Source organism: Fundidesulfovibrio butyratiphilus, assembly GCF_054657235.1.
Window position 1 is genome coordinate 749,879 of record NZ_BAAHXA010000001.1, and the last position, 20,122, is coordinate 770,000.

Below are 20,122 nucleotides of genomic sequence, written 5' to 3' on the forward strand. Positions count from 1 at the left end.
CGCACAGCAGCCGTCATCGCGAAACCGAAGGGGATTGCAAAGGGATTCGCCCCCTTGGCCGCCGGAGGCTCGCACAACAAGGCCTTGCGCAAAAGCCTTGTGCCTATGCGTTTCCGCAAGACAACCAGGGACGACAAAGCCTCACCCGCAAGACACGTCGGCGCGTATTCCGTGGACACCGCACTCGCGCGGCCCAAACGCCCAGACAATCCCAACCCGAGCGCCTCGCGTCAAAGCGCCCTGGCGCAAAAGCGTTCCCACCCCATGAGGGCCGCTCCCGCCGCGACGGTGGTCCCGTAGAAGATAACCGGACGCCCCACCAAAAACCGACCGATGGTGTCGTTGGCCAAGGTGGAGCCGGTAACCACCAACAGCTCGGCCCAGGCCAAGGTTTCGTCCGTGTGTTCAGGGCCGAGAATTTCGGCTCCGTGGCGGACCGTTCCGATGTTGTCGGGATCGAGATCCAACACCTTCAAGGGAAAGCGTTGACTCAAGGCCTCAATGATCTTGGGCTGATAACCGACCTGCGCAATGCGCACACTCCCGTAACGCTCGGCGATGTGATCGCGAAAAAGGGCGGCGCACTCTCCGGGCTCCTTGTTGCGGCAATGCACCGTGCGGTCGCATAGTCCCAGCCAGCGCATGCTGGCGTTGAGCGACGAAACGAACACGGCCCTGCGAAAGTTGTTCGCCAGATCCATGCGCGCCACGTCGGCCAGGGTTCCGCTGAAGTCGCCGTACCGATCCGTGAATGCCTGGCCCTTGGCGCCGCGAAACTCGGCCTCCATGAGCTGTTCCTTGCCCTTTTGCAGGGGAAAGTCGTCCCCGTCCGGGTCGCCTATGGCCTCGTGCACGGTCAGAGTCCTGGCCATGATCGCCACGGGTTCGTCCAACAGGTCGTGCGCGCGCCAGATTTCCAAGGCTTTGCGTTGCACGGTTTCCAGCGTCGTGGGCTCCATCGCCCTCCTCCTCTCGAACGGCTTCGCGTTCGTCTGTCCATGCGTCAGGCGGCAGAACCTCCGCCCCTTCCTGACGGACGCCCCAGACGAAACCGCCCAAAGAACCTGCGCGAACGGTTCCCGCTCGCCCGATGCACCCGGCGGATTCCGGCAACGCCTCACGCAAGCCGACCTGGTTTTGTACGCGGCGGCATTCAACCGCCGACTTCATGCGTCCCTACAAGGGTCGTATCCGCGCTCGCCCCACTCCCGGGACAGGCCTCGCGCTCTTTCAACGGAAGCAAGCATGACCGCCCCCTCTACGCGCGGGACTGTTTGCAAAGCCCGGCAACGAACTTTGCAAACAGCCTCAGGCCGCCCCAGGGGCACGATGCGTCACCGCAGACATCGTGTGTCCCCTTGAGCACTTGCCGCTACTGACGCACCATCGCGACCCCGCAGTCCGGACAACGCATATCCGCGCACGGAGAACCCGGCTTGTGGGGGGCGGTCCGCCCGCATTGCGGACATTGGCACATCCCGCTATCCACCTGGGAAAACGTACTGTCGTCGCTCGAAGCGCCTTCGCTCTTGCCCCGTGCGAAACCGCGTCCCTGTCCGCACGATCCGCCGCCCCGGCCGCCCTGGCCCTGGCCCTGGCTCCTGCCTTGACCTTGGCCGCAACGACCCTGCCCGCCTCCACCGCCACGTCCGCATTGCGTTCCATCTCCTCGTCGCATGCTCGCTTCCTCCATGGTTTGCACATTTCGAACAGCCCTCTCGCAGGCGCTATTGGCCTGCCGCCGTTCGGGAGTCAGATCCTCGGCGGCATGGCCCCCCGCCGGGCTTACTTCGTAATGGCCGCCCTCGATGCGAAGGGCCATGCCCGTCACCAAGGCCCTGGCCACCCTGGCCCTGGCCTCGGCCAGAATCCGACCGAAGGTGTGGCGCGACACGCCCATGCCCACGGCCGCCTCCTCGGCGGTTAAACCCAACATGTCGGCCAGGCGCAAGGCTTCCAACTCTTCGACGCACAGCGTTATTTCCGCAAGGGAATCGAGGGGGACGCCTTGCGGCTTGAAATAGGTGACCTTGGGAACTGCCGACACCCACCGAAGCAGGCGAGGGTTTGCCATGCGCGTCTCCTTGGTATGCTCAAAAGAGCAAATAGGAATCCCCTCTGCGGCGTCAAGACCGAGGGGGCAATTTTATGCTCAAATGAGCAAAAAAAACGTCCGACGCGGTTTTCCTCCTCACGCGAAGGGGGGGGAAGCCAAACCGCCGCGCGATCGCGTTTTGCTCCGGGACGGAGGGAACAAAAAAAGGGACCGGCCAAACGGCCGGTCCCCAGGAATGCGGAGGCGAATCGAACTAGAACTCGAGACCAGCCACTTCCGCACCGGCCATGCCGCCTTCGAGGAAGCAAACGTCCTTGAAGCCCAGCTGGGTCAGATGGAGCAGGGACTCGTAGGAACGAGCGCCGGAGCTGCACAGCACCACGATGCGCTTGTCCGTGGGAATCGGGTTGCCGCCGGCAATGATCTGCTTCTGGGTGAAGTTGTGCCAACGTTCGGGGAACTTGGCCACCATGTCTTCGGCTTCGATCTTGTCGCGGCAGTCGAGGATGTAGGTGTCGCCCTTGTCGTTGGCCCACAGGTCGCCGAACTCGAGAGCGTTGACGGTCTTGCAGCGACCCTGCGCGACGTTGTCGGCCACGTTGGCCAGGGCATTGAGGATGTCCATGGCCGAGGCGAACGGCGGGGAGTAGGCCATCTCCAGGTTGGAGATGTCGAGGATGGTCGGGGAGTAGGGCAGGATGGCGGCCATCGAGTTGACCTTGGCCACAACGGCGTCGCCGTTGACGCCATAGCCCTGCAGGCCGAGCACGCGGCGGGTGCCGTTCTCAACGACGATCTCGAGGGACATGGCGCCGCGCTCGGGATAGAAGTGCGCCCGGTCGGGAGCGGTGACCTGAACGGAGAAGGCGTCCAAACCGGCTCGTTTGGCGCCGGCCAGGGTCAGGCCCGTGCCGGAGCAGCTCATCTCGAACAGATGCACGCACCAGGAGCCGACAACGCCCTTGAAGCTGGACTTGATGCCGGCCAGGTTGTCGCCGATGACGCGGCCCTGGCGGTTGGCCATGGAGCCCATGGGCAGGAACATGGGCTGCTTGGTGATCAGGTTCTTGACCAGCACGCAGTCGCCGCCGGCGAAGATGTTGGGGTCGGAGGTGCACATGTGCTCGTCGACGATGATGCCGCCGCGCTCGGAAACCTCAAGACCGCAATCCTTGGCCAACTGGTCGTTGGGGATGACGCCCACGGAGGCGATGACCATGTCGCAGTCGATGGTCAGCTTGTCGGTGATCACGCGCTGGACTTTGCCGTCGCCTTCGATGGCCTTCACCTGGTCGCCCATGTGGAAGACCACGCCCTTTTCCTCCATGTGCTTCTGAGCCATGCGGGAAAGGACCGGGCTGTTCGCGCCGGGCAGGATCTGGTCGAAAATTTCGATGACGTGGACTTCAAGGCCCCACATGTCGGCGAAAGCCACGGCCATTTCCAGGCCGATGAAACCGGAACCGATGATCGCCACGGTGCCGACGTTGCCGGCGATGACGGCGTTCTTGATGCCTTCGGCGGCGTCCAGGTTGTTGACCGCATGCACGCCGGGCAGGTCGATTCCCGGGATGGGAAGCTTGCGGGGCGAAGCGCCGGTGGCGATGACCAGCTTGTCGTAGGGGATCGTCTCTTCCTTGCCGGTGGGCAAGTGGCGGGCGGTCACGGTCTTGGCCTTGCGGTCGATGGCGGTGACTTCGGTCTCAACCCGAGTGTCCACGCCCTTGAGTTCCTTGAAGTATTCGGGCGAACGCAGGGTGTGGAAGCTGGTCTCCTGCAGAGCCTTCAACTCGCTGACCTCGCCGGAAACGTAGAAGGGAATGCCGCAACCCCCGTAGGAGATACGTTTGTCCCGGTCGAGCATGATCACTTTGCTGTCCGGCGAGATCCTCTTGAAGCGGCAGGCGGCCTTGGGCCCCAGGGCCACGGCTCCGATAACGACAACCTGTTCTGACATGGCGAGTCCTTGCGGTTCGAGTTGTTGCGATCCGAGCGATAGCGGGAGCGACTTGACAGACAAGCTTTCACCGCCATACTCGCGGGGCCTGGAAAACGGCCGATTTTGCCGCCCCAAACTCCATCGGTCCTAAACAAATTTTCTTTTTTTAGTCCACAGTTTTTGTCATGTCAAGGGCCTGCTCTTCTTTGACCGATTGGAACATCCGAAACCCGAAGGAAGCGAACGCACTGCCGATTCAGACAGGATCGCGTCCGTTTGCCCCGTTCTGTCCCGGTCGAGCCGCGTTCGCGTCGGGCCCGGATCCGGTTTCTCCGCGTTTTTCGAGCAGACGTTCGACCAGACGGCCCACGCGGCGTTTGAGCCCGTCGGGAACCAAACGCGTGTACAAACCGTGGTACACGAGATCGGCCAGGCGATGGTGCAGCGGTTCGCCGACGGAAGCCCCGGCCCCGCCCGCCAACGCCGCCTGGAGTTCGCGCACGTGAAACGGTCGCTCCAGGCGCACGGCGGCCAGGGCCGGGAGCCAATGGCGCTCGGCCACCCGGAGGGCGTTTCTGCGTTCCCACACCGCCCGGGCCAACTCCGGCCCCTGCCGCCACCCCGTGTCGTACTGGGCTTCCAGGGCGTCAATCCAGGCCTGGCGGGTATTTTCCACCAGCGGCCCGCCGCACAGGTCGGACTCGGCATACGGCGGCGAGAGGCTGTACACCCCGGCGTGTCCGGCCCCGGCGTATTCCGCCATTTTCACGTCGGACTTGCAGGCGATGAACTCCAGCGTGTCGGCGTCGCCCCGGGTTTCCAGCGGGGCCGCTCCGATCAGGGCCGGACCGCAGGCCAGAAAGTGCTTGTGTCGCCAGTAATCCATCACGCCCAGGTCGCGCCGGCCGGTGAAGGGGACGGGAAAGTCTCCGGCCGTGTACACGGGCAGGCCCCGCCGAATCGAAAACGCCTCCACGGCGTCGAACACGGCCCGGGCCGATACGGTCAGGGCCGGCAGGTCGCTCGACGTGAAAAAGATCCCCCGAGGCCTGGCCGCCGGCCGAAAAAGGGGTTCCGTCCGGGGCGAGGCGTTGGGCAGCCACCGGGCCTTGTCGGACAGGGTCAAGCCCAGGCGGCGCTCCAGGGCGCGGGTCAGGCGGTCGCTGGTGACCCCGAGCGCGCGACAGTGGACCAGGCTCAGGGCCACGCCCGCGAGCGCCCGTCGATCCGGCCGGTAGCGGGAATACGCAGGGGGATGCACGAGCAGGTCGTCGATGTCGTAGAGAAAGGGCGCATTGCGGCGAACGAAAAAATTCACCGCCGCGTGACTGGTCTCGCGTTGCAGCACCACGGCGTCGAAGCGTTCGTGACGGTAATGGTTGGAAAGCTCGCCGCTCAAGGGGTCGATCAGGCGAAATCCCGCGAGCTTTCCCCTCTGGACCAGGGCCGCCAGGGGCAGCACCGCCCGGACCTGGCTCAGGAAACCCCGGTCACGGGTGACGACCAGCACCGTCGCGGCGGACGTGTCCGACACGGCTCAACCGGGACGGCCCAGCCGCACCGGCTCGGACGGCAGGGGGGCAAGCGACGCGCGGGTATTGCTTTCAGCCTCCGGAGGAAGCGGACACGGCCCACCCGGCGACAAGCGAAACGCCTCCGACCGGAAAGCTCTTGTGCCGGAGCGCAGAAAGCGCCCGGCCCGAAGGCAATGCAGGCCGCTTTTGACGAGGTGTCCGACCATGTCGGTCACGGCCCCGAATTGGCGCGACCGACCATGCGCGCGCCGACACATGGGGACTTCGACCTCGTCCACGCGGAAGCCTCCCTCGTCCAGCAGCATGAGCACCCCCACGTCCTGGTAGTGAAGGCGACCGGCCTCTTCGCTGAGCAGGGCCAGGGCGGCCCGGCGGTTGTAGGCCCGCAGCCCGGAGGTCACGTCGCGCACCCGGCTGCCGCACAAGCGGCGAAGCACCGACCAGGCGGCCTTCTTGAGCGGCCCGGCCCGGCCCGGACAGGACCCCACGCACACGTCCGCCCCGCCCCCGTCCACCCTAAGCAGCACCCGGACGATGGTTTCGGGCAGATGTTGGCCGTCGGCGTCGAAGGTGACCACCAGTTGATAGCCCCGGCCCAGGGCGTGGCCCAGCCCGACCTGCGCGGCCCGCCAGGCCCCGCGGCGCTCGGCCAGGCGCAACACCGTGGCCCCGGCCTCCCTGGCGGCACGGCCCGTGCCGTCGCCGCTGGCGTCGTCCACCACCACCACTTCGCAGGCGTGCAGGGCGCGGATGCGACGCACCAGGCCGCCGACGGTGGGATATTCGTCCCTGGCGGGCATGACCACGCAAAAAGGCTTGACGCCGGACGGCGCCGGGTCGCACCCTTGTTGCGTGTGATGAACGTGCGCGGACATCGGGGCTCCCAAAACGGCTACGGCGCGGCCGAAAAGTCGCACGCGCCGGTGTATTCGCTTCTCTCCCTAACAGACTCCCTTGCCAAAAGCCATGACGGCGAAACGGGGCACACGGTGCGCATTCTTCATCTGGGCAAATTCGCGCCTCCGGCCGTGGGCGGGATGGAAAGCTTCCTGACCGCCCTCATGGATCGCCAGATCCGCGACGGTCACCGCGTTCACGCCGTGCGCCTGGCCGCTTCAGGCGGCGGATCGGTTTCCGACGACCGGCCCGGCGTTCCCCTCCGGGACGGCGCGCAGGACGCTCCTCCCCGGTTCGCGGACGTCCCGGCCGTGTGGCCCAGCGGACCGGCCCCGTTCGCGCCGGGATACGGCGCGGCCGTGCGCGACATGGTCCGCCAAATCCGCCCGGACGTGGTCCACGCCCACCTGCCCAACCTTTCGGTCCTGTGGTCCCTGCCGAGCGCCTCGATTCCCCTGGTGGTCCACTGGCATGCCGACGTCCCCCCGGAGGCCCTGCCCGTGGCGGCGCGCCTGGCCTATCCCCTTTACCGCCCGCCGCTTTCGCGGGTCCTGGCGCGCGCGGCGCGCATCGTCTGCACCTCGGACGCGGGCCGCGACGCCAGCGACGCCCTGCGAAAGCATCGAAACAAATGCGTGGTCGTTCCGCTGGGCATCGCGCTCGACAGCCCCCACACGCCCGAACGCAGCCCCTTCCCGGCCAAAGCCGAACCCGAACGCACTGTGCCCCAAAGCCCGGGTGGTCCCCTCACGGTTCTGGGCCTCGGACGCTTCGCGGCCTACAAGGGCTTCGACATCCTGGTGCGAGCCGCCGCGCAGACGCCGCCGCCTCTGCGATTCGTGCTGGCGGGCGACGGGCCGTTTCTCGATGCGACGCGTTCGCTGGCCGACGGGCTCGGTCTGCGCGACCGGATCGCGTTTCCGGGCAAAGTGAGCGACGCCCGGCGCGATCGGCTGCTGGCCGAATGCGACATCTTCTGCCTGCCCGCCGTGAACCGGGCTGAAGCCTTCGGGCTGGTCGCGCTGGAGGCCATGTCCTTTTCCAGACCCGTGGTGGCCTGCTCCCCCGCCGGGTCGGGAGTGGCCGAGGTGGTAAAGCACGGGGCCACGGGGCTTGTGGTCCCCCCCTCCGACCCCGCGTCCCTGGCCCGGGCGCTCACGCGGCTGGCCGACAGCCCGAACGAACGTCTGCGCATGGGACAAGCCGGACGCCACCGCCTGATCGAGCGTTTCGACCTTTCGCGTGTGGCCCGCGCCCTGGAAGTCGTCTACCGGCAAGCCGTGGCGACCCGAAGTTGACCCCGCCGGAAACGGCCCCTCCTTGACTTTTTGGGCCAGCCCTTACAGAAAAAAACGTACCCGCTCACCGGCCCAGCGGCCCAACCCCCTACCGACGCATCCCCGCGTCGCGACGCCTTTGGACAGGACCCGCCATGAGACGATTTCCGGCCTTTGCCGCCCTTATTCTCCTCTGCTGTCTGCTCGCATCGGTCTGCCTGCTCCAGGCGGCGGAAATCAATCCGGGCGATGTGCTGCTCACCGTGCTGGGCAATGATTATCCCCCCCAGACGCCGCTTTTGCCCGAAGGGACCAAGGTGGTCACCCAGTACAGGGAGCTTTCCGACAACCCTGTCGGCTCCGTGGACTTCGTGCAAAACGAGGCCTACGTGCTGCACGCCGACGACAAGACCCAGGCCTACAAGGCCGAAAAGGCCAAGCCGGTCTACGCCGGAGACACCCTGGTGGCCGGGGCCAACTCGCGCATGGTCGTTCTCATGAACGACAAGAGCCAGTTTTCCATGGCGTCGCTCTCCAAGGTCACCCTGGACAAGACCGTCTACGACGCCAACGAAGGCAAACGCGACACCGTGGTGGGCCTGGCCGAGGGCAAGGCCCGCTTCGTGGTGCAGAAGCTGGGCAAGGGCCAGGACAACGACTTTCAGGTGCAGACGCCCCTGGCGGTCATCGGCGTGCGCGGCTCGGACTTCGTGGTGGCCATCGTGCCCGAGAAGGAAATACCCAATGTGACCAGAAGCGCCGGAAAGCCGACGAGCTTTCTCGATCTGTTCCGGTTCGTGGGCACGGCCCACGCCCAATCCACAATTAATAGCTCCCCAAATGCTCCGCAATTGATAATAAATCCGGGTAGCAGCGCCGTCCAAATAAACGCCGCCGGCGTCCAACAAAACACCCCCACCAACACCGTGGTGCTTTCCGGCGCCAACACCAACGTGGGCGTGACCGGATTCGTGGGAGGCTTGCCTACTACCGGCGCCCCGGTGATCGTCAGATCATTCCAGGTGACGACCGTGTCCCCCGCCGGCGTTACCGCGCCTCCGGTCCCCGTGACGCCGCAACAGGTTCCCGGAGTCCTGAATCGGGTGGGGACCCCCACGTCGGGCACGAGCATGCCCAGCGTTTTCGAATGATCCTTGCGCGCCCGGCCGCTTGGCCAGCGGCCGGGCGCACTTTTGAAAGCTTCGCATGAACCGCCTTTCGCGCTTTCGATTCCGCTTGCGTGGAAGAGTCCGCTTCGGGCGGACGGCGGCCCTGCTGACCGCCCTGTCGGTCCTGTTTGCCCTGGGCTGCGCCTCAAACGGAGGACGGACCGCTTCAAAGCCCCAGTTTGCGGGTCCGCTTCTGGAGCCGCCCGTTGCCGGACAATACCTCGTCTCGCCCCAGACTCCGCCTTCGCCCAAGGTGGAGCGCATCGCCCGGTCGCTGGCCGGAACAAACGACGTGGAGCGCCTGCTCTCGGCCATGCGCTACGTGGGCGAACACCTGGCCTACGATCCGGCGGAAAACCCCAATCAGTTCGACCACACCGCCCCCCAGGTGTTCGAACGCAAGACCCTGGGCGCGTGCAGCGAATTCGCCCTGGCCACCCTGGCCCTGTGCCGGGCCATGGGGTATCCCGCGCGGCTGGTGGTGACCATGAACGCCAAATGGGTGAAGCGACACCGCGACAACAGCCTGAGCATACCCTACGGACACTGCTTCGTGGAGGCCTGGGCCGACGGACGCTGGGTCCTGCTCGACTCCACCGCGTTCGAGGTCTACGACTGCGGCGGCCGGGCCATCCCCTACCTGCCGGGCAACGAAATATACATTCTGCGCGCCGCCGACCTCTGGGACGCGGGCATGACCGACATCGAACGGGCCAACGACATCCTGCGCCGCGCGGCCGACGCCTTTCAGGGCGTCTACGTCAAGCCCGGCTGCCCAGTGCTGGGCAAGGTGGACTTCGATTACCCGACCGCATTCGCCAACCTGGGCCAAGTGTTTTACGACCATGGCAAGCTCGTGCTGGCCAAGCGGCTCTTTCGCAAATCCGTTGAGCTCGACCCGAACACGGTGCAAGGTTTGGTGGGACTGGGGCGCTGCCTGCTGGCCGAAGGCGCGCGCGATCAGGCGGCGGCCCGCTTCGCCCGCGCATTGGAGGTCGATCCGGGCTGCGCCCCGGCCAGGGCCGAGCTGGACCGTCTGAAAGCCGCTTCGCCGGGTCCGTCGGCCCGGCCCGGCCCCACGGACGCCGACTCCGAGGCCCGCCCGTCCCGACCCCGTTTTAAGACCGAGCCCCTTGCGGGGCGAAACGCCGGGCGTTAATCCCCTATGCCTTCGGCCTCTCCACGTCCGCCCGTCCGGCTGGTGGCCCTCCTGCTGCTGGCCTGCGCCGCGTTCACCGCGCTCAAGGCCCAAAGCGATTACCACTTCCTGATGCAAAGCCCGTATCGCTTGAGCGATTCGGGGCGCCCCATGCTGGTCAACGCCGACGGCTACCACTTTCTACGCCTGGCCGGCCTGTCGGGCCAGGCCGAAGGGCAGACGCCTCCCGCCCCCTCCGGCCAGGCGCAAACGGCCGCGGCCAGGCCTCCGGATACGCCCGCCCTGTCGCGGGTGTTGGCCCTGGTCGCACAACTCTTCGGCCTGCCGCTCGACAGCGTGGCCCTGTGGCTATCGCCGCTGCTCTCCCTGTCGCTGATCCTGCCGGCGTGGGCCTGGGGTCGACGCCTGGGCGGAGACGAAGCCGGACCGGCCGCCGCCCTGGCGGCCATGACCTGCCCGTACTGGGTGGAGGTGACCGCCCTGGGCCGATGTCAGACGCCCTGCCTGGTTCCCGCCCTGCTGCTCTCGTGCGCCCTGGCCCTGGACGGTCTGCTTGCCGACACGCCCACCAGGAGACGAACGCACTTGGCCGTGTACGCGGTTTGCACCGGGATTTGCGCCTGGTGGTGGCGACCCGGCGGCTATCTCTGCGCGGCCGTTTTGGTCTGCGCTCTTACGGCTCCGGGTCGGTGGATGGGCAAATCCACCCGGTTCGTCCGGGCCGGCACGCTGCTTCTGGCCACGGCCTGCGCCGCGCTTTTGTTCAGCGGAACCTGGCGACACCTGCCCGACCCGCTCGCCGGGCTCTTTTTCTACGCCGAACGCCACATCGGCCTGGCCCTCGGGACCAATGCCGAGCAGGCCTCCATGGCCGCCTCCATTATCGAACTCGGCCCCTTGCGCCCCGAGGAACTGGCCGAACTGGTCTCCGGTTCCGGTCCGGCCTTTCTCGCCGCCCTGGCCGGGCTGGGGCTGGGACTTTTCCGGCGGCCCCGCGCCGTTTGGCCCCTGCTGCCCCTGTTGGCCGCCGGCCCCCTGGCCTTGCGCTCCATGCGCATGACGCTTTTCTTTTTTCCCCTGGCCGCCGTGGGCCTGGGGGTGTTGGCGGCAACGGTGGTCCGGCTTCGTCCGGCCGGCCCCTCCGCGCCCGTTCGTTGTTTGGCCGCCCTGGTCCTGACCGGGCTGGTCTGCCTGCCGGCGGTGCGACGCGACTTCACATGGAAACCCGAATTCGTCCTCGACTCCCGCTTCGACGCCCTGGTCCTTGAAGCGACCAGCTCCATGCCCCCGGACGCCGTGTTGTGGAGCTGGTGGGACTACGGATACTATCTCGCCTGGCGCACCGGACGCACCCCGTTTTTCGACGGCGGCTCCCAGACCGCCGGGGACGCCTTCGTAGCCGCCTTCCCCCTGGTCTGTCCGGACGCCCGGCTGGCTGCGAACTGGATGCGTTTCTTCGCCGCCCGGGGACAAGGCGAATTCGACCGCTTGGCCGCGCGCGTCGGGTCAAGGGAAAAGACGCTGGACCTGCTCATCCGTCTGTTTTCCGGGGCCAGCGATCCCGTCGCGCTCATGCGCGCCCTGAGTGGCGACGATCTGACCGATCTCCACGCCCATTTCTTCCCCTCCGTCACGGTCTTTCTCGCCCTGCCCTGGGACATGTGGCGACGAAACGGCCACTGGATGGCCTACGGGTCCTCCCCGGAGCCGCCCCAGGGGCCGCCGGTAAACTGCGTGGACGTCTTTTCGACCAGAGGGCTGCGCGTGGACGTCCGGGCCGGCCGTCTTGTCCTGCCGGACGAGGCCAGGGCCAAGGGGTACGCCTCGGTGCGATCCGTGGTGGACCTTGCCTGGCGCGTCCCCACCCCCGAGTTGGTCGACTCCCTGGACGACCCCATCCTTTTGTTTCACACGCCGACGGATCTGGCCTTCATCGCCAACCGTCCCCTGGCTCGCAGCTTGGCCTTCCGGCTTCTGACCCCCACGGGACAGGCCCCTCCCCGATTCTCCCCCCTGGCCTATCGGCCGGGAGTGGGCGGAGTGTGGCGCGTGCTCCCGGAAACGCGGGCCCGCTGACCTTTCCTCGCCGGCGTCTCCGGGAAAGCCTTCGCCGTTGGCCGGTCGACCCGACAAAAAAGCGGACCGCCCCGTCAGGGACAGTCCGCGAAAAAGGCGGCACGGCCGGATGCGCGGCCCGACGTCAAAACTCGTAGCGAAGCATGCCCGTCAGTCCGGTGTTTCGCGTGTAGTCGCGGAAAAAGGAGTTGGAGAGCTCCATGTTGAAGAGCAAGGCGTCCGTGAGCTGACAGTTCACCCCCAGCAGGGCCTGAACCTCGTCGCGGTCCAGATTGGGGGCGGTGTCGAAGTCGTAGAGGTAGTTGGCCCCGGCCTGCACCGTAAACCGCCCGAAACGATACCCCGCCTTGCCGCCCACGATGAGCTCGCCCAGGAAGGTATCCGCCCCCACATGAAAGCTGCCGTCCCCTTCGGTATAGGACCGTCTGTGCTCGTTGGTGAGCAGGACGCCGCCCTTGACCGCGAAAGTCCAATTGTCGATCAGGTAATAATAGGTCAGGTTCGACGTGCCCAACACGCGCAGGGAGGAATAGTCGCCCCGGGCCACCACCCCCTTGTACAAGTCGGTGCGCGAAGTCTGGTTGTTCAGAAAGGTCACGCCGAACGACGCGTCCAGAATGAGATTTTCCATCAGGGTATAGCTGCCATAGGGCATGAGCATCAGCCCCTGATTGTTCGAATAGCCGTTGTTGTAGCTGGTGTTCAGGTTCATGGCCTGATAGCCGCCGGAAAGGCCGACTACCGTGCGGGCCGTGGGCTTGAAGTCATAGCCCAGCATGCCGGTGTAGATATTGCCGTCGTAGCGCGTACTGCTCTTGAAGTTGCCCAACCAGTTGGTGGAGACCATGGCCCACAGGCCGCTGCGATTTTCCGGGGTCTCGTCACCGGCGGAAAGGCCGGTCTGGCGAGTGAATCCCTGCATGGCCAACATCTTCTGACCGGAGCCGAAGGGATTGAACAACCGGAGCGAAGCCCGCTCCTTGGAGGGCACCGGCACGCTCTGCTGGCCCCCCGAGTCGCCGGAGCCGCTTCCCGAGCCACTGCCCGAGCCGCTTCCGCCGGAGCCCCCGGAGCCGCTTCCAGACTCCCCACCGGAGCCGCCGCTGCCCAGGCTGCCCCCGCTCACGCCGGAACCGCCGCTATTTCCCGCGCCGCCCAAACCTCCGGCGCTTCCTCCAGCGCCGCCGGCCCCCGTCGGAGCGGTGACGTATGACAAACGATCGCCGATGATGGTGCTGGTGGCCGTGGTCGCGCTTTGCAGGCTGGCCGTGGCGACGGTGGTGGACTGAACGTTGCGATTATTGGTGTCCTGGGTGGAGTTCCCCGCGCCGTTGGAGGTCTGCGCCAGGGCCGGACGCAGACAACAAACCGCCAGGGCCAGCGCGAAGGCGGCGAAACAACACGCCGTGAAAAACGAACCGGCCTTGCCGTGGCGCGCGCCCGCATTTTTCAAGCCGTGGTCTCCCCGCATCCCCGTTGCTCCCCTTCCGATTTTTCCCACCCCGTGACGCGCGGGTCTATCGCATCGGTTTTGTTTCCGATCCGATATACGACCATGACAGTTCCTTGGCATTCGTCGTCAACTCCTTCGAGGGCGGAAGCGACAGAATGCCACAGTCCGTATCCACTCCCCAACGTCCCTATGGGGTAGAAAATCGACGTATCAAAGTCAATTTGTTTACTGAATTCCGGTGGATTTTGACCTTGCGGACTGGACACGGCCCGCAAATTGCTCCATAGCCTGAAAAAACCACGAAAAGAATCGTTCTTCAGCCAGGAGGCCCGCCCATGTCGCGCGTTTCGTTCATCACATTCGCCGTATGCCTTTTCGTCTGCCTGGCCGTGTGTCCGATCCTGGCCGCTCCGCCCGCGACACTGGGGGCCGCGTCCCGGGCCCAGGTGCAGGGAGTGGAAGCGGGGCGCGCCGCCTTCGTGACCGTGGGCAATCCGGCCAAGGCCGAAGCCGTCGGACTTTCCGGCCTGAAGGCCGGACAAAAGGTCAAGGTGGAAAAGACCGGAGACGGCCGCTGGCAGGTCACCGATCCCGCGACCGAGCGCAGCGTGACCGTGGACCAGGCGCCGGACCTGGCCCAGTGACCGCCCGTCCCAGGACGAAGTCGCGCAGGGCCGAAAAAAGCGGGCCGGCCAGGTAAAGTTCCCGCCGCCAGGCAAGCACGCCCAGCTTGCCGACCACACGTGCGGCCAAGGCCAGCGGAAAGCTGCGCCGTCGCCTTTTCCAGGCGAAACGCAACGCGCCCAGGTTTTCATGGTAGTTGGCCAGCCGCTTGCGTTCCCGCTCGTCAGGGAGGGCCAGGGCCAGGCAGCCTCCCCCCAGATGGCGCGCCACCGCGGACCGGCACCAACCGAGTTTCCACCCGGCTCGTCGGGCTCGCAGGCAGAAATCCGCCTCCTCGTAATACAGCAGCCCGTCCGATGCGAACAGCCCGATCCGCTCGAACACCTGCCGGCGCACGTACATGCAGGCCCCGAGCACGTAATCGATCCGAGGTTCCGGGACGCGCGCCGCCAGGGACCGATGCACGCCGGCATGGGCCGGAAGCACCACGGTGGCTTGGTGCAGGTAACGGCATCCCGCCGCGCACTCCAGCCGGTCGCCGACCGGCCCCTTGAGCACGGTGGCCCCGGCCGCTCCCACGTCGAGATGGGCGTCCAGGTAGCGCTCCAAGGCTTCCAGGCAGTCCGAAGACGCCACGGTGTCGGGATTGAGAAACCAGAACCCCGTGACGCCCCGGCCGAGCAAGGCCAGGTTGAGCGCGGCGTTGTTGCCTGCGCCCCACCCCAGGTTGCGATCCAGGCGCACGAGAACGAAGTCCGCCTCCGGGGCGAACGTTCGCCCGTCCACGGCCAAGACCGGACGCTTGAAACACGCGCCCGCGAAGGCTAACACCTCCTCGGAATCGAGGTCTTTCGAGGCGTTGTCCACCACGACGGTCAGGGCCGGACGACGCGTCTGGACAGCCACCGCTTCCAGGCAAGTCCGGGTGAGGGGCCAGCAGTTCCAGTTCACAATGATGACGCAGGTGCGATGCATGGGGCACTTCCTTTTCGACACGGCTGACCGCTCGCGCATGGCGGTCGTGGTGGTGAACCACCACGGCCCCGGGTTGCTGGCGCGCTGTCTTGCGTCCCTGGACGCCCAAGGAGGCGGCCGGGGCCGCATCCTGGTGGTGGACAATGCCTCGCCGCCCGAAGAGTTGCGCGCCGCGCTCGGGAGATTTCCCGGAGTGCGGGTTTTGCGCAACCCCAAAAACCTGGGCTTCGCCGTCGCGGCCAACCGGGGACTGCGCCTGGCCCTGGCCGACAAGGCGCGCATGGTGCTCGTGCTCAATAATGACGTCTTTCTTCCCCCCGGTTGCCTGGACGACCTGGCCGCCTTTCTGGAAGCCACCCCCGAGGCCGGCGCCTGCCAACCGCTGCTGGTTTACGATTCCCGTCCCGAGGCGACACAATCGGCCGGGTGCGGCGCGGGGCTCACCGGCCGTTGCTGGGACCTGGAAGCGGGACGCCCCGCCGACACCCTGGGACGATCCATCCGCTACGTCCCCGGCGTGAGCGCCGCCGCCGCGCTCTACCGCGCCGAAGCCCTTGACCGCACGGGACTGTTCGACGAAACCTTCGGTATGTATTTTGAAGACGTGGACTTGAGCCTGCGCCTGCGCCGCACGGGCTATTCCCTGCACTGTGTGCCGGGAATTCGGGCCAGGCATGTGAGCCGGGGCAGCGCACACCCGCTTTCCCGGGCCAGACGCATTTTTCTTTGCGAACGAAACGCCCTTTTGCTGGCCGCGAAGAACTACCCGTCCTTGTCCGCCCTCCTGGCCTTGACGCTCGGACCGCTCTCCAGTCTGGCGGGGCTGGCCGCACGCCTTGCTTCGGGACGGCCTTGCGAAGCCCTGGCCTATCCGGCCGGAGCCCTGGCCGGACTGGTCGTGGCTCTGCCCCGATTGGCCGCACGCCTGACCGGGAGCGCCTCCCGCCCCGGATGCGCTCCCGCGCCCGTGGTGTTCCCCCCCGTCGGAAACGGCCCATGACCCCCGTCGGACCCGATGCCATCGCCGTCCTTCTCGAGAGCCTGACCCGGGGAAACGAAGCCGCGTTTGAGCCCCTGCGCCTGGCCGACCCGCCCGACCGGTTGGAGCATACGCCCTTCATCCATTGGCTGGCGCGGACGGCGGCTCCGCTCCGGGCGGTGGAACTGGGCGTAGATTCGGGCAATTCGTACTGCGCCCTGGCACAATCTGTGGCCGAACTCGGCTTGAAGACAACCTGCCTGGGCGTGGCCCCCTGGCCCGGCGACGCTCCCCGCGAGGAGCCCTCGACGCTGGCCGACCTGGCCGCCCACCACGACCCCCTGTATGGCCATTTTTCGCGCCTGGTCCGCTCCACGTTCGACCAGGCCCTGTCTCTGGCCGCCGACGGATCGGTGGACATGCTGCACATCGACGCCCGCCCGGCCGTGGACACGGTGCGCCACGACTTCGAAACCTGGCGGCCGAAACTGAGTTCCAGCGGAGTGGCGCTTCTTTCCGGCGTATATGAAACCCGAAACGGATTTTGCGTTGACCAATATTGGGAGGGACTTCGCGCCACATTCCCCGGGTTCGTCTTCCCCCACGGCCACGGCCTGGGAGTTCTCCTGGTGGGCAAAGGCCCGCCAACGGCCCTGGCCGGTCTGGCCGCCCTGGACCGCACGCCGAAAGGCGACTGGGTGCGCGCCCATTTCGCCCGACTGGGCCAGGGCGTGGTCCAGACCTATGAACTCAGACGTCGTGAAAACGCCATGGACGCACTGCGCGAGGAGCGCGACGCCCTGACCCATTCGCTGCGCCGGGAACGGGAACTGCGCATGGAGTTGACGCGCTCCCTGGACCAGGCAAAAACCACGGAACTGGCCTTGCGCGCCCAGGTCAACGTCTTGAGGGAGGCGCTGGAACGCTCCGATCGCCTGGGCGAAGAACGTCTGGAAATCCTGGACCTCGCCCGGACCCAGATCCGCCAGTTGCGCACCGAAGGAATCCGTCTCGGATTCCAGGCCGAAGCCTGCCGAAATTCGCTCTCCTGGAAAATCACCGCACCGCTTCGTCGACTGGGCGCCGCCCTGCGTCGGGAACCACATCGGGAAGCGCAGGAGCGCGAAGCCCGAACCATTCGGGAAAGCGGCCTGTTCGACCAGGCCTTCTATCTGGAACAAAATCCCGACGTCGCCGCAACCGGACACGATCCGGCCCTGCACTACGTGGTCCACGGCTGGCGCGAAGGCCGCCGCGTTTCGTCGGTCTTTGACCAGGATTTCTACCTGAAGCACCACCCGGAAGCCCAAAACTCCGGCCTCTCCCCCCTTGCCTACTACCTGGCTCACGACAAAACTTCCGGCCACGACCCCAACCCGCTGTTCGATACGGCCTTTTACCTGGGCCACTCCCCGGACGTGGCCGAAGCCGACAGCAATCCCCTGGTCCACTACCTGGACCACGGCGCGGGCGAAGGACGCGACCCCCATGCGGATTTTGTCACCCGATTCGTGCTACTGAACAACCCGGAACTCGCTCGGAGCGGGGAAAATCCCCTGGCCTGGCATCTGCGCACAGGCCGAAGCGCCCCCACCGCGCCGTCTCCCGACCGCCTGGCCCAACTTTCGCGTCCCACACCCGCCGCCCTGGACTGGCAGCGTGACATGGGGCGCACTCTGCGGCCGCGCATCGCCTTCGCGGTCTTTCTCGACGCCAGGGGACAACGCCTCCCCCTGGCCATGGAAGCGGCCGAGTCGCTCCTGGCCCAGACGTATCCTTTTTGGCGCCTCGTCCTGCTCGCGGATGCCAACGACACCGCGCCCCTGCCTATTCTTTTGGACCGGGACCCACGAGTGGACGTGCGTCGAGACGATTTTTCCACCCGGATGGGCGCCGCATGCCTGGACCAAGTGGCCGAAGATGCGCGCGGGGCGGGCCCTTCAGGCCCCCCCCTGAACGTCGTGGCCTGGGCTGTCCACCTGACCTGCACCCGGCGGCTGGAACCCCAAGCGCTTTTCGAGATGGCCAGGGCCGTCGCGACCAGACGATCCCTGCTCCTTCTCACCGCCGACGACCTGGTTCCGGATTCGTGCGGACGGTTCCGGCCGCGCCTCAAGTACGGGCTGCCGCCTCTGCCGTCCGCCATGACCGTGCCCCGGGACGAACTGGTGGCCCTTTCTGGGGAAACCTTTAAGCGAAGCGGAGAACCTTTCCAACTGGACGAAGAACGCGGAGTCCGCGCGCTGTTCGACGGTCTCGCCCTGACCACGGACCAGGCCGTGAACCTGCCCCTGTTGTTGTCCCGAACGATGGGAAACGCCTGTCTCGACGCCGCGCCGGTCAAACCGGACCCGCCCGTTGCGGCAGCCGTGTCCGTTTCCGAACCGGCCTTCCCCCTGGCCAGCGTAATCATTCCCACGGCGGGTAAGCATATCACGGAAAATCTCGTCCCCTGCCTGGCTTCGCTGGCCGCCCGACCGGCTGGATTGGCATTCGAAGTCGTGCTGGTGGACAACAGCCCCGAAGGCCTGTCTCTGAACGATCTGGTTCGCCCACTGCCAGCCGAAATCAAAATCAGTCTGGTGCGCGACGATGGCCCCTTCAACTTTCCCCGTCTGATAAACGCCGGGGCCAAGGCCTCGCGCGGAGACCTTCTGGTCTTGCTAAACGATGACGTGGAAGTGCTGAACGACGGCTGGCTCACGGCCTTGGCCGACCTGGCCGCCATCCCCGGCTGTGCTGTGGTCGGGGCCAAGCTGCTCTATCCGAACGGCCGAATACAGCACGCGGGCATGTTTCACACCCGCAAGGGCTTTCGCCACGTCTTTCTCCGCACCCGTGACGATGGGGCGCTCAACCCCCTTCTCGCTCAGGCCAGACGTGTGACGGCCGTGACCTTCGCCTGCGCGGCCGTGCCCCGCACAGTATGGGACCGCCTGGGCGGACTGAACCCGAGTTACGCCGTCGAATGCAACGACACCGACTTCTGTCTGCGCGCGGCCCAGGCTGGCCTTTTCGCGGCTTGGACGCCGAAGGCCGTACTCCGGCACAAGGAATCGGCCTCCCGTCGGGGGATCCCGGTTTCAGCGGATCGGGCTCGACTGCTGGAGGCCTGGGCCGAGTCTCTGTCCGCCCAGGATTCTTACTCCCACCAACATCTCAGCCCGTGCGCGCCGCTTCCCCGCTCGACCTGCGTTCCCGTGTTCGTCGAGCGACACGTTCCCAGTCTCACGGCCGAAGACGCCGCTTGTCTTGGTCTGACCGCCGGACCCGGGGCAGCGAATCCTCAAACAATTTTGGCCATGGAACTCGGCCATTTGGGGGATCTGGTTCTGGCTTTGCCGGCTCTTACAGCCTTGCGCCGCACTTTCCCCGACGCGCGCCTGACCCTGGTCTGCTCACCGGCGAATCTGGATCTGGCCCTCCGGTTGTGCGACGTGGACGAAGTGGTGGCCCAGCCATTGTTTCACCCGCGTTCCGAAGAAGGCCTTCTTCCCGGTCGCGGTCCACGCCTGGTCGAGGAACTGACGGGGAGACGTTTCGATTTGGCCGTGGACCTGCGTCGCCATCCCGAAAGCCGCCCCCTGTTGGACGGCATTCAAGCGAACCTACGCGCGGGTTACGCTCCGGATGCAAATGGCCCGAATGGAAGTGGACCGACCGGGAATATTTGCCTCCCCCTGATCGACCGGGTGGCCGACCTGGCCGGCTATGTGGACAAACTTCACGCCGCCGCTCAAAAATTTGCCCTGGCCGTGGCCTGCGCCCCGCCCCAAAGGCGTTCCGGTCTTGTCCTGAACGAGTGTTTGCCAAGACTTGTCTCGCGCCTTGATCGACGCGTGGTTCTGGAACGCTTCAACCTGCCGGCGGGACGACCTTTGGTAGGCTTGCACCCCGGCTCGGGCTCCTCCATGCGACGCTGGCCCATATCCTTCTGGGCCGAATTAGCCGACCGGCTGATTCGAGACAAAACCGCTCACATT

The 20,122-nt window shown here is 66.3% G+C and carries 14 protein-coding genes (1 of these 14 only partly in view); 7 read left to right on the forward strand and 7 right to left on the reverse strand.

All coding sequences use genetic code 11. The features are described 5' to 3' along the window. Window positions 1-230 precede the first annotated feature (230 nt). The 5 genes from ACYQ01_RS03860 to ACYQ01_RS03880 all read right to left on the reverse strand — a co-directional run bounded on the left by ACYQ01_RS03860 (window position 231) and on the right by ACYQ01_RS03880 (window position 6,405). Entirely contained in the window at window positions 231-959 is a 729-nt protein-coding gene (locus ACYQ01_RS03860) for a Rossmann-like domain-containing protein (RefSeq protein ID WP_459932516.1), read from the reverse strand. Between the two features lie 413 nt (window positions 960-1,372). Continuing rightward, window positions 1,373-2,074 carry a DUF134 domain-containing protein gene (locus tag ACYQ01_RS03865; RefSeq protein ID WP_459932517.1) on the reverse strand — a complete coding sequence of 234 codons (702 nt, stop codon included), beginning with the start codon at window positions 2,072-2,074 and terminating at the stop codon, window positions 1,373-1,375. Window positions 2,075-2,309: 235 nt separating this feature from the next. Then, complete coding sequence (locus ACYQ01_RS03870; protein ID WP_459932518.1) at window positions 2,310-4,013, reverse strand: FAD-dependent oxidoreductase; 1,704 nt, start codon at window positions 4,011-4,013, stop codon at window positions 2,310-2,312. A gap of 238 nt (window positions 4,014-4,251) precedes the next feature. Then, window positions 4,252-5,529 (reverse strand): hypothetical protein, encoded by a 1,278-nt coding sequence (locus ACYQ01_RS03875; RefSeq protein WP_459932519.1) that lies wholly within the window; start codon window positions 5,527-5,529, stop codon window positions 4,252-4,254. 3 nt (window positions 5,530-5,532) lie between these two features. After that, a complete protein-coding gene (locus tag ACYQ01_RS03880) occupies window positions 5,533-6,405 on the reverse strand; it encodes a glycosyltransferase family 2 protein (protein ID WP_459932520.1) in 873 nt (290 codons plus the stop codon). On the opposite strand from ACYQ01_RS03880, the gene ACYQ01_RS03885 reads away from it, so the two are divergent. From ACYQ01_RS03885 to ACYQ01_RS03900, 4 genes are all read left to right on the forward strand, one after another. Next, window positions 6,394-7,725 (forward strand): glycosyltransferase, encoded by a 1,332-nt coding sequence (locus ACYQ01_RS03885; protein WP_459932521.1) that lies wholly within the window; start codon window positions 6,394-6,396, stop codon window positions 7,723-7,725. The genes ACYQ01_RS03880 and ACYQ01_RS03885 overlap by 12 nt on opposite strands. 134 nt (window positions 7,726-7,859) lie before the next feature. After that, a complete protein-coding gene (locus ACYQ01_RS03890) occupies window positions 7,860-8,855 on the forward strand; it encodes a FecR family protein (RefSeq protein ID WP_459932522.1) in 996 nt (331 codons plus the stop codon). 55 nt (window positions 8,856-8,910) lie between these two features. After that, a complete protein-coding gene (locus ACYQ01_RS03895) occupies window positions 8,911-10,032 on the forward strand; it encodes a transglutaminase domain-containing protein (protein WP_459932523.1) in 1,122 nt (373 codons plus the stop codon). A gap of 6 nt (window positions 10,033-10,038) precedes the next feature. Beyond that, complete coding sequence (locus ACYQ01_RS03900; RefSeq protein WP_459932524.1) at window positions 10,039-12,108, forward strand: hypothetical protein; 2,070 nt, start codon at window positions 10,039-10,041, stop codon at window positions 12,106-12,108. A gap of 124 nt (window positions 12,109-12,232) precedes the next feature. On the opposite strand, the gene ACYQ01_RS03905 is transcribed toward ACYQ01_RS03900, so the two are convergent. After that, complete coding sequence (locus tag ACYQ01_RS03905) at window positions 12,233-13,579, reverse strand: autotransporter outer membrane beta-barrel domain-containing protein (RefSeq protein ID WP_459932525.1); 1,347 nt, start codon at window positions 13,577-13,579, stop codon at window positions 12,233-12,235. Window positions 13,580-13,896: 317 nt separating this feature from the next. Between ACYQ01_RS03905 and ACYQ01_RS03910 the strand changes: the two genes are divergently transcribed. Beyond that, window positions 13,897-14,205 (forward strand): hypothetical protein, encoded by a 309-nt coding sequence (locus ACYQ01_RS03910; protein WP_459932526.1) that lies wholly within the window; start codon window positions 13,897-13,899, stop codon window positions 14,203-14,205. Here ACYQ01_RS03910 and ACYQ01_RS03915 read toward each other — a convergent pair. Continuing rightward, window positions 14,144-15,160, reverse strand: a complete 1,017-nt coding sequence (locus tag ACYQ01_RS03915) for a glycosyltransferase family 2 protein (protein WP_459932527.1) — start codon at window positions 15,158-15,160, stop codon at window positions 14,144-14,146. The genes ACYQ01_RS03910 and ACYQ01_RS03915 overlap by 62 nt on opposite strands. On the opposite strand from ACYQ01_RS03915, the gene ACYQ01_RS03920 reads away from it, so the two are divergent. Further along, window positions 15,159-16,160: a glycosyltransferase family 2 protein gene (locus ACYQ01_RS03920; protein ID WP_459932528.1), complete on the forward strand. Its 1,002-nt coding sequence runs from the start codon at window positions 15,159-15,161 to the stop codon at window positions 16,158-16,160. The genes ACYQ01_RS03915 and ACYQ01_RS03920 overlap by 2 nt on opposite strands. After that, window positions 16,157-20,122, forward strand: the 5' portion of a protein-coding gene (locus ACYQ01_RS03925; protein ID WP_459932529.1) for a glycosyltransferase family 9 protein. The gene runs 405 nt beyond the window's last position; only the first 3,966 of its 4,371 coding nucleotides appear in the window; the start codon lies at window positions 16,157-16,159; its stop codon lies off the right edge, out of view. The genes ACYQ01_RS03920 and ACYQ01_RS03925 overlap by 4 nt, the downstream gene beginning before the upstream one ends.

Bases quoted from the DNA above. Each gene is read 5' to 3' on its own strand.
- ACYQ01_RS03865 (WP_459932517.1), bottom strand. From the start codon at position 2,074: ATGGCAAACCCTCGCCTGCTTCGGTGGGTGTCGGCAGTTCCCAAGGTC.
- ACYQ01_RS03895 (WP_459932523.1), top strand. From the start codon at position 8,911: ATGAACCGCCTTTCGCGCTTTCGATTCCGCTTGCGTGGAAGAGTCCGC.
- ACYQ01_RS03870 (WP_459932518.1), bottom strand. From the start codon at position 4,013: ATGTCAGAACAGGTTGTCGTTATCGGAGCCGTGGCCCTGGGGCCCAAG.
- ACYQ01_RS03860 (WP_459932516.1), bottom strand. From the start codon at position 959: ATGGAGCCCACGACGCTGGAAACCGTGCAACGCAAAGCCTTGGAAATC.
- ACYQ01_RS03920 (WP_459932528.1), top strand. From the start codon at position 15,159: ATGGGGCACTTCCTTTTCGACACGGCTGACCGCTCGCGCATGGCGGTC.
- ACYQ01_RS03905 (WP_459932525.1), bottom strand. From the start codon at position 13,579: ATGCGGGGAGACCACGGCTTGAAAAATGCGGGCGCGCGCCACGGCAAG.
- ACYQ01_RS03915 (WP_459932527.1), bottom strand. From the start codon at position 15,160: ATGCATCGCACCTGCGTCATCATTGTGAACTGGAACTGCTGGCCCCTC.
- ACYQ01_RS03900 (WP_459932524.1), top strand. From the start codon at position 10,039: ATGCCTTCGGCCTCTCCACGTCCGCCCGTCCGGCTGGTGGCCCTCCTG.
- ACYQ01_RS03910 (WP_459932526.1), top strand. From the start codon at position 13,897: ATGTCGCGCGTTTCGTTCATCACATTCGCCGTATGCCTTTTCGTCTGC.
- ACYQ01_RS03890 (WP_459932522.1), top strand. From the start codon at position 7,860: ATGAGACGATTTCCGGCCTTTGCCGCCCTTATTCTCCTCTGCTGTCTG.
- ACYQ01_RS03880 (WP_459932520.1), bottom strand. From the start codon at position 6,405: ATGTCCGCGCACGTTCATCACACGCAACAAGGGTGCGACCCGGCGCCG.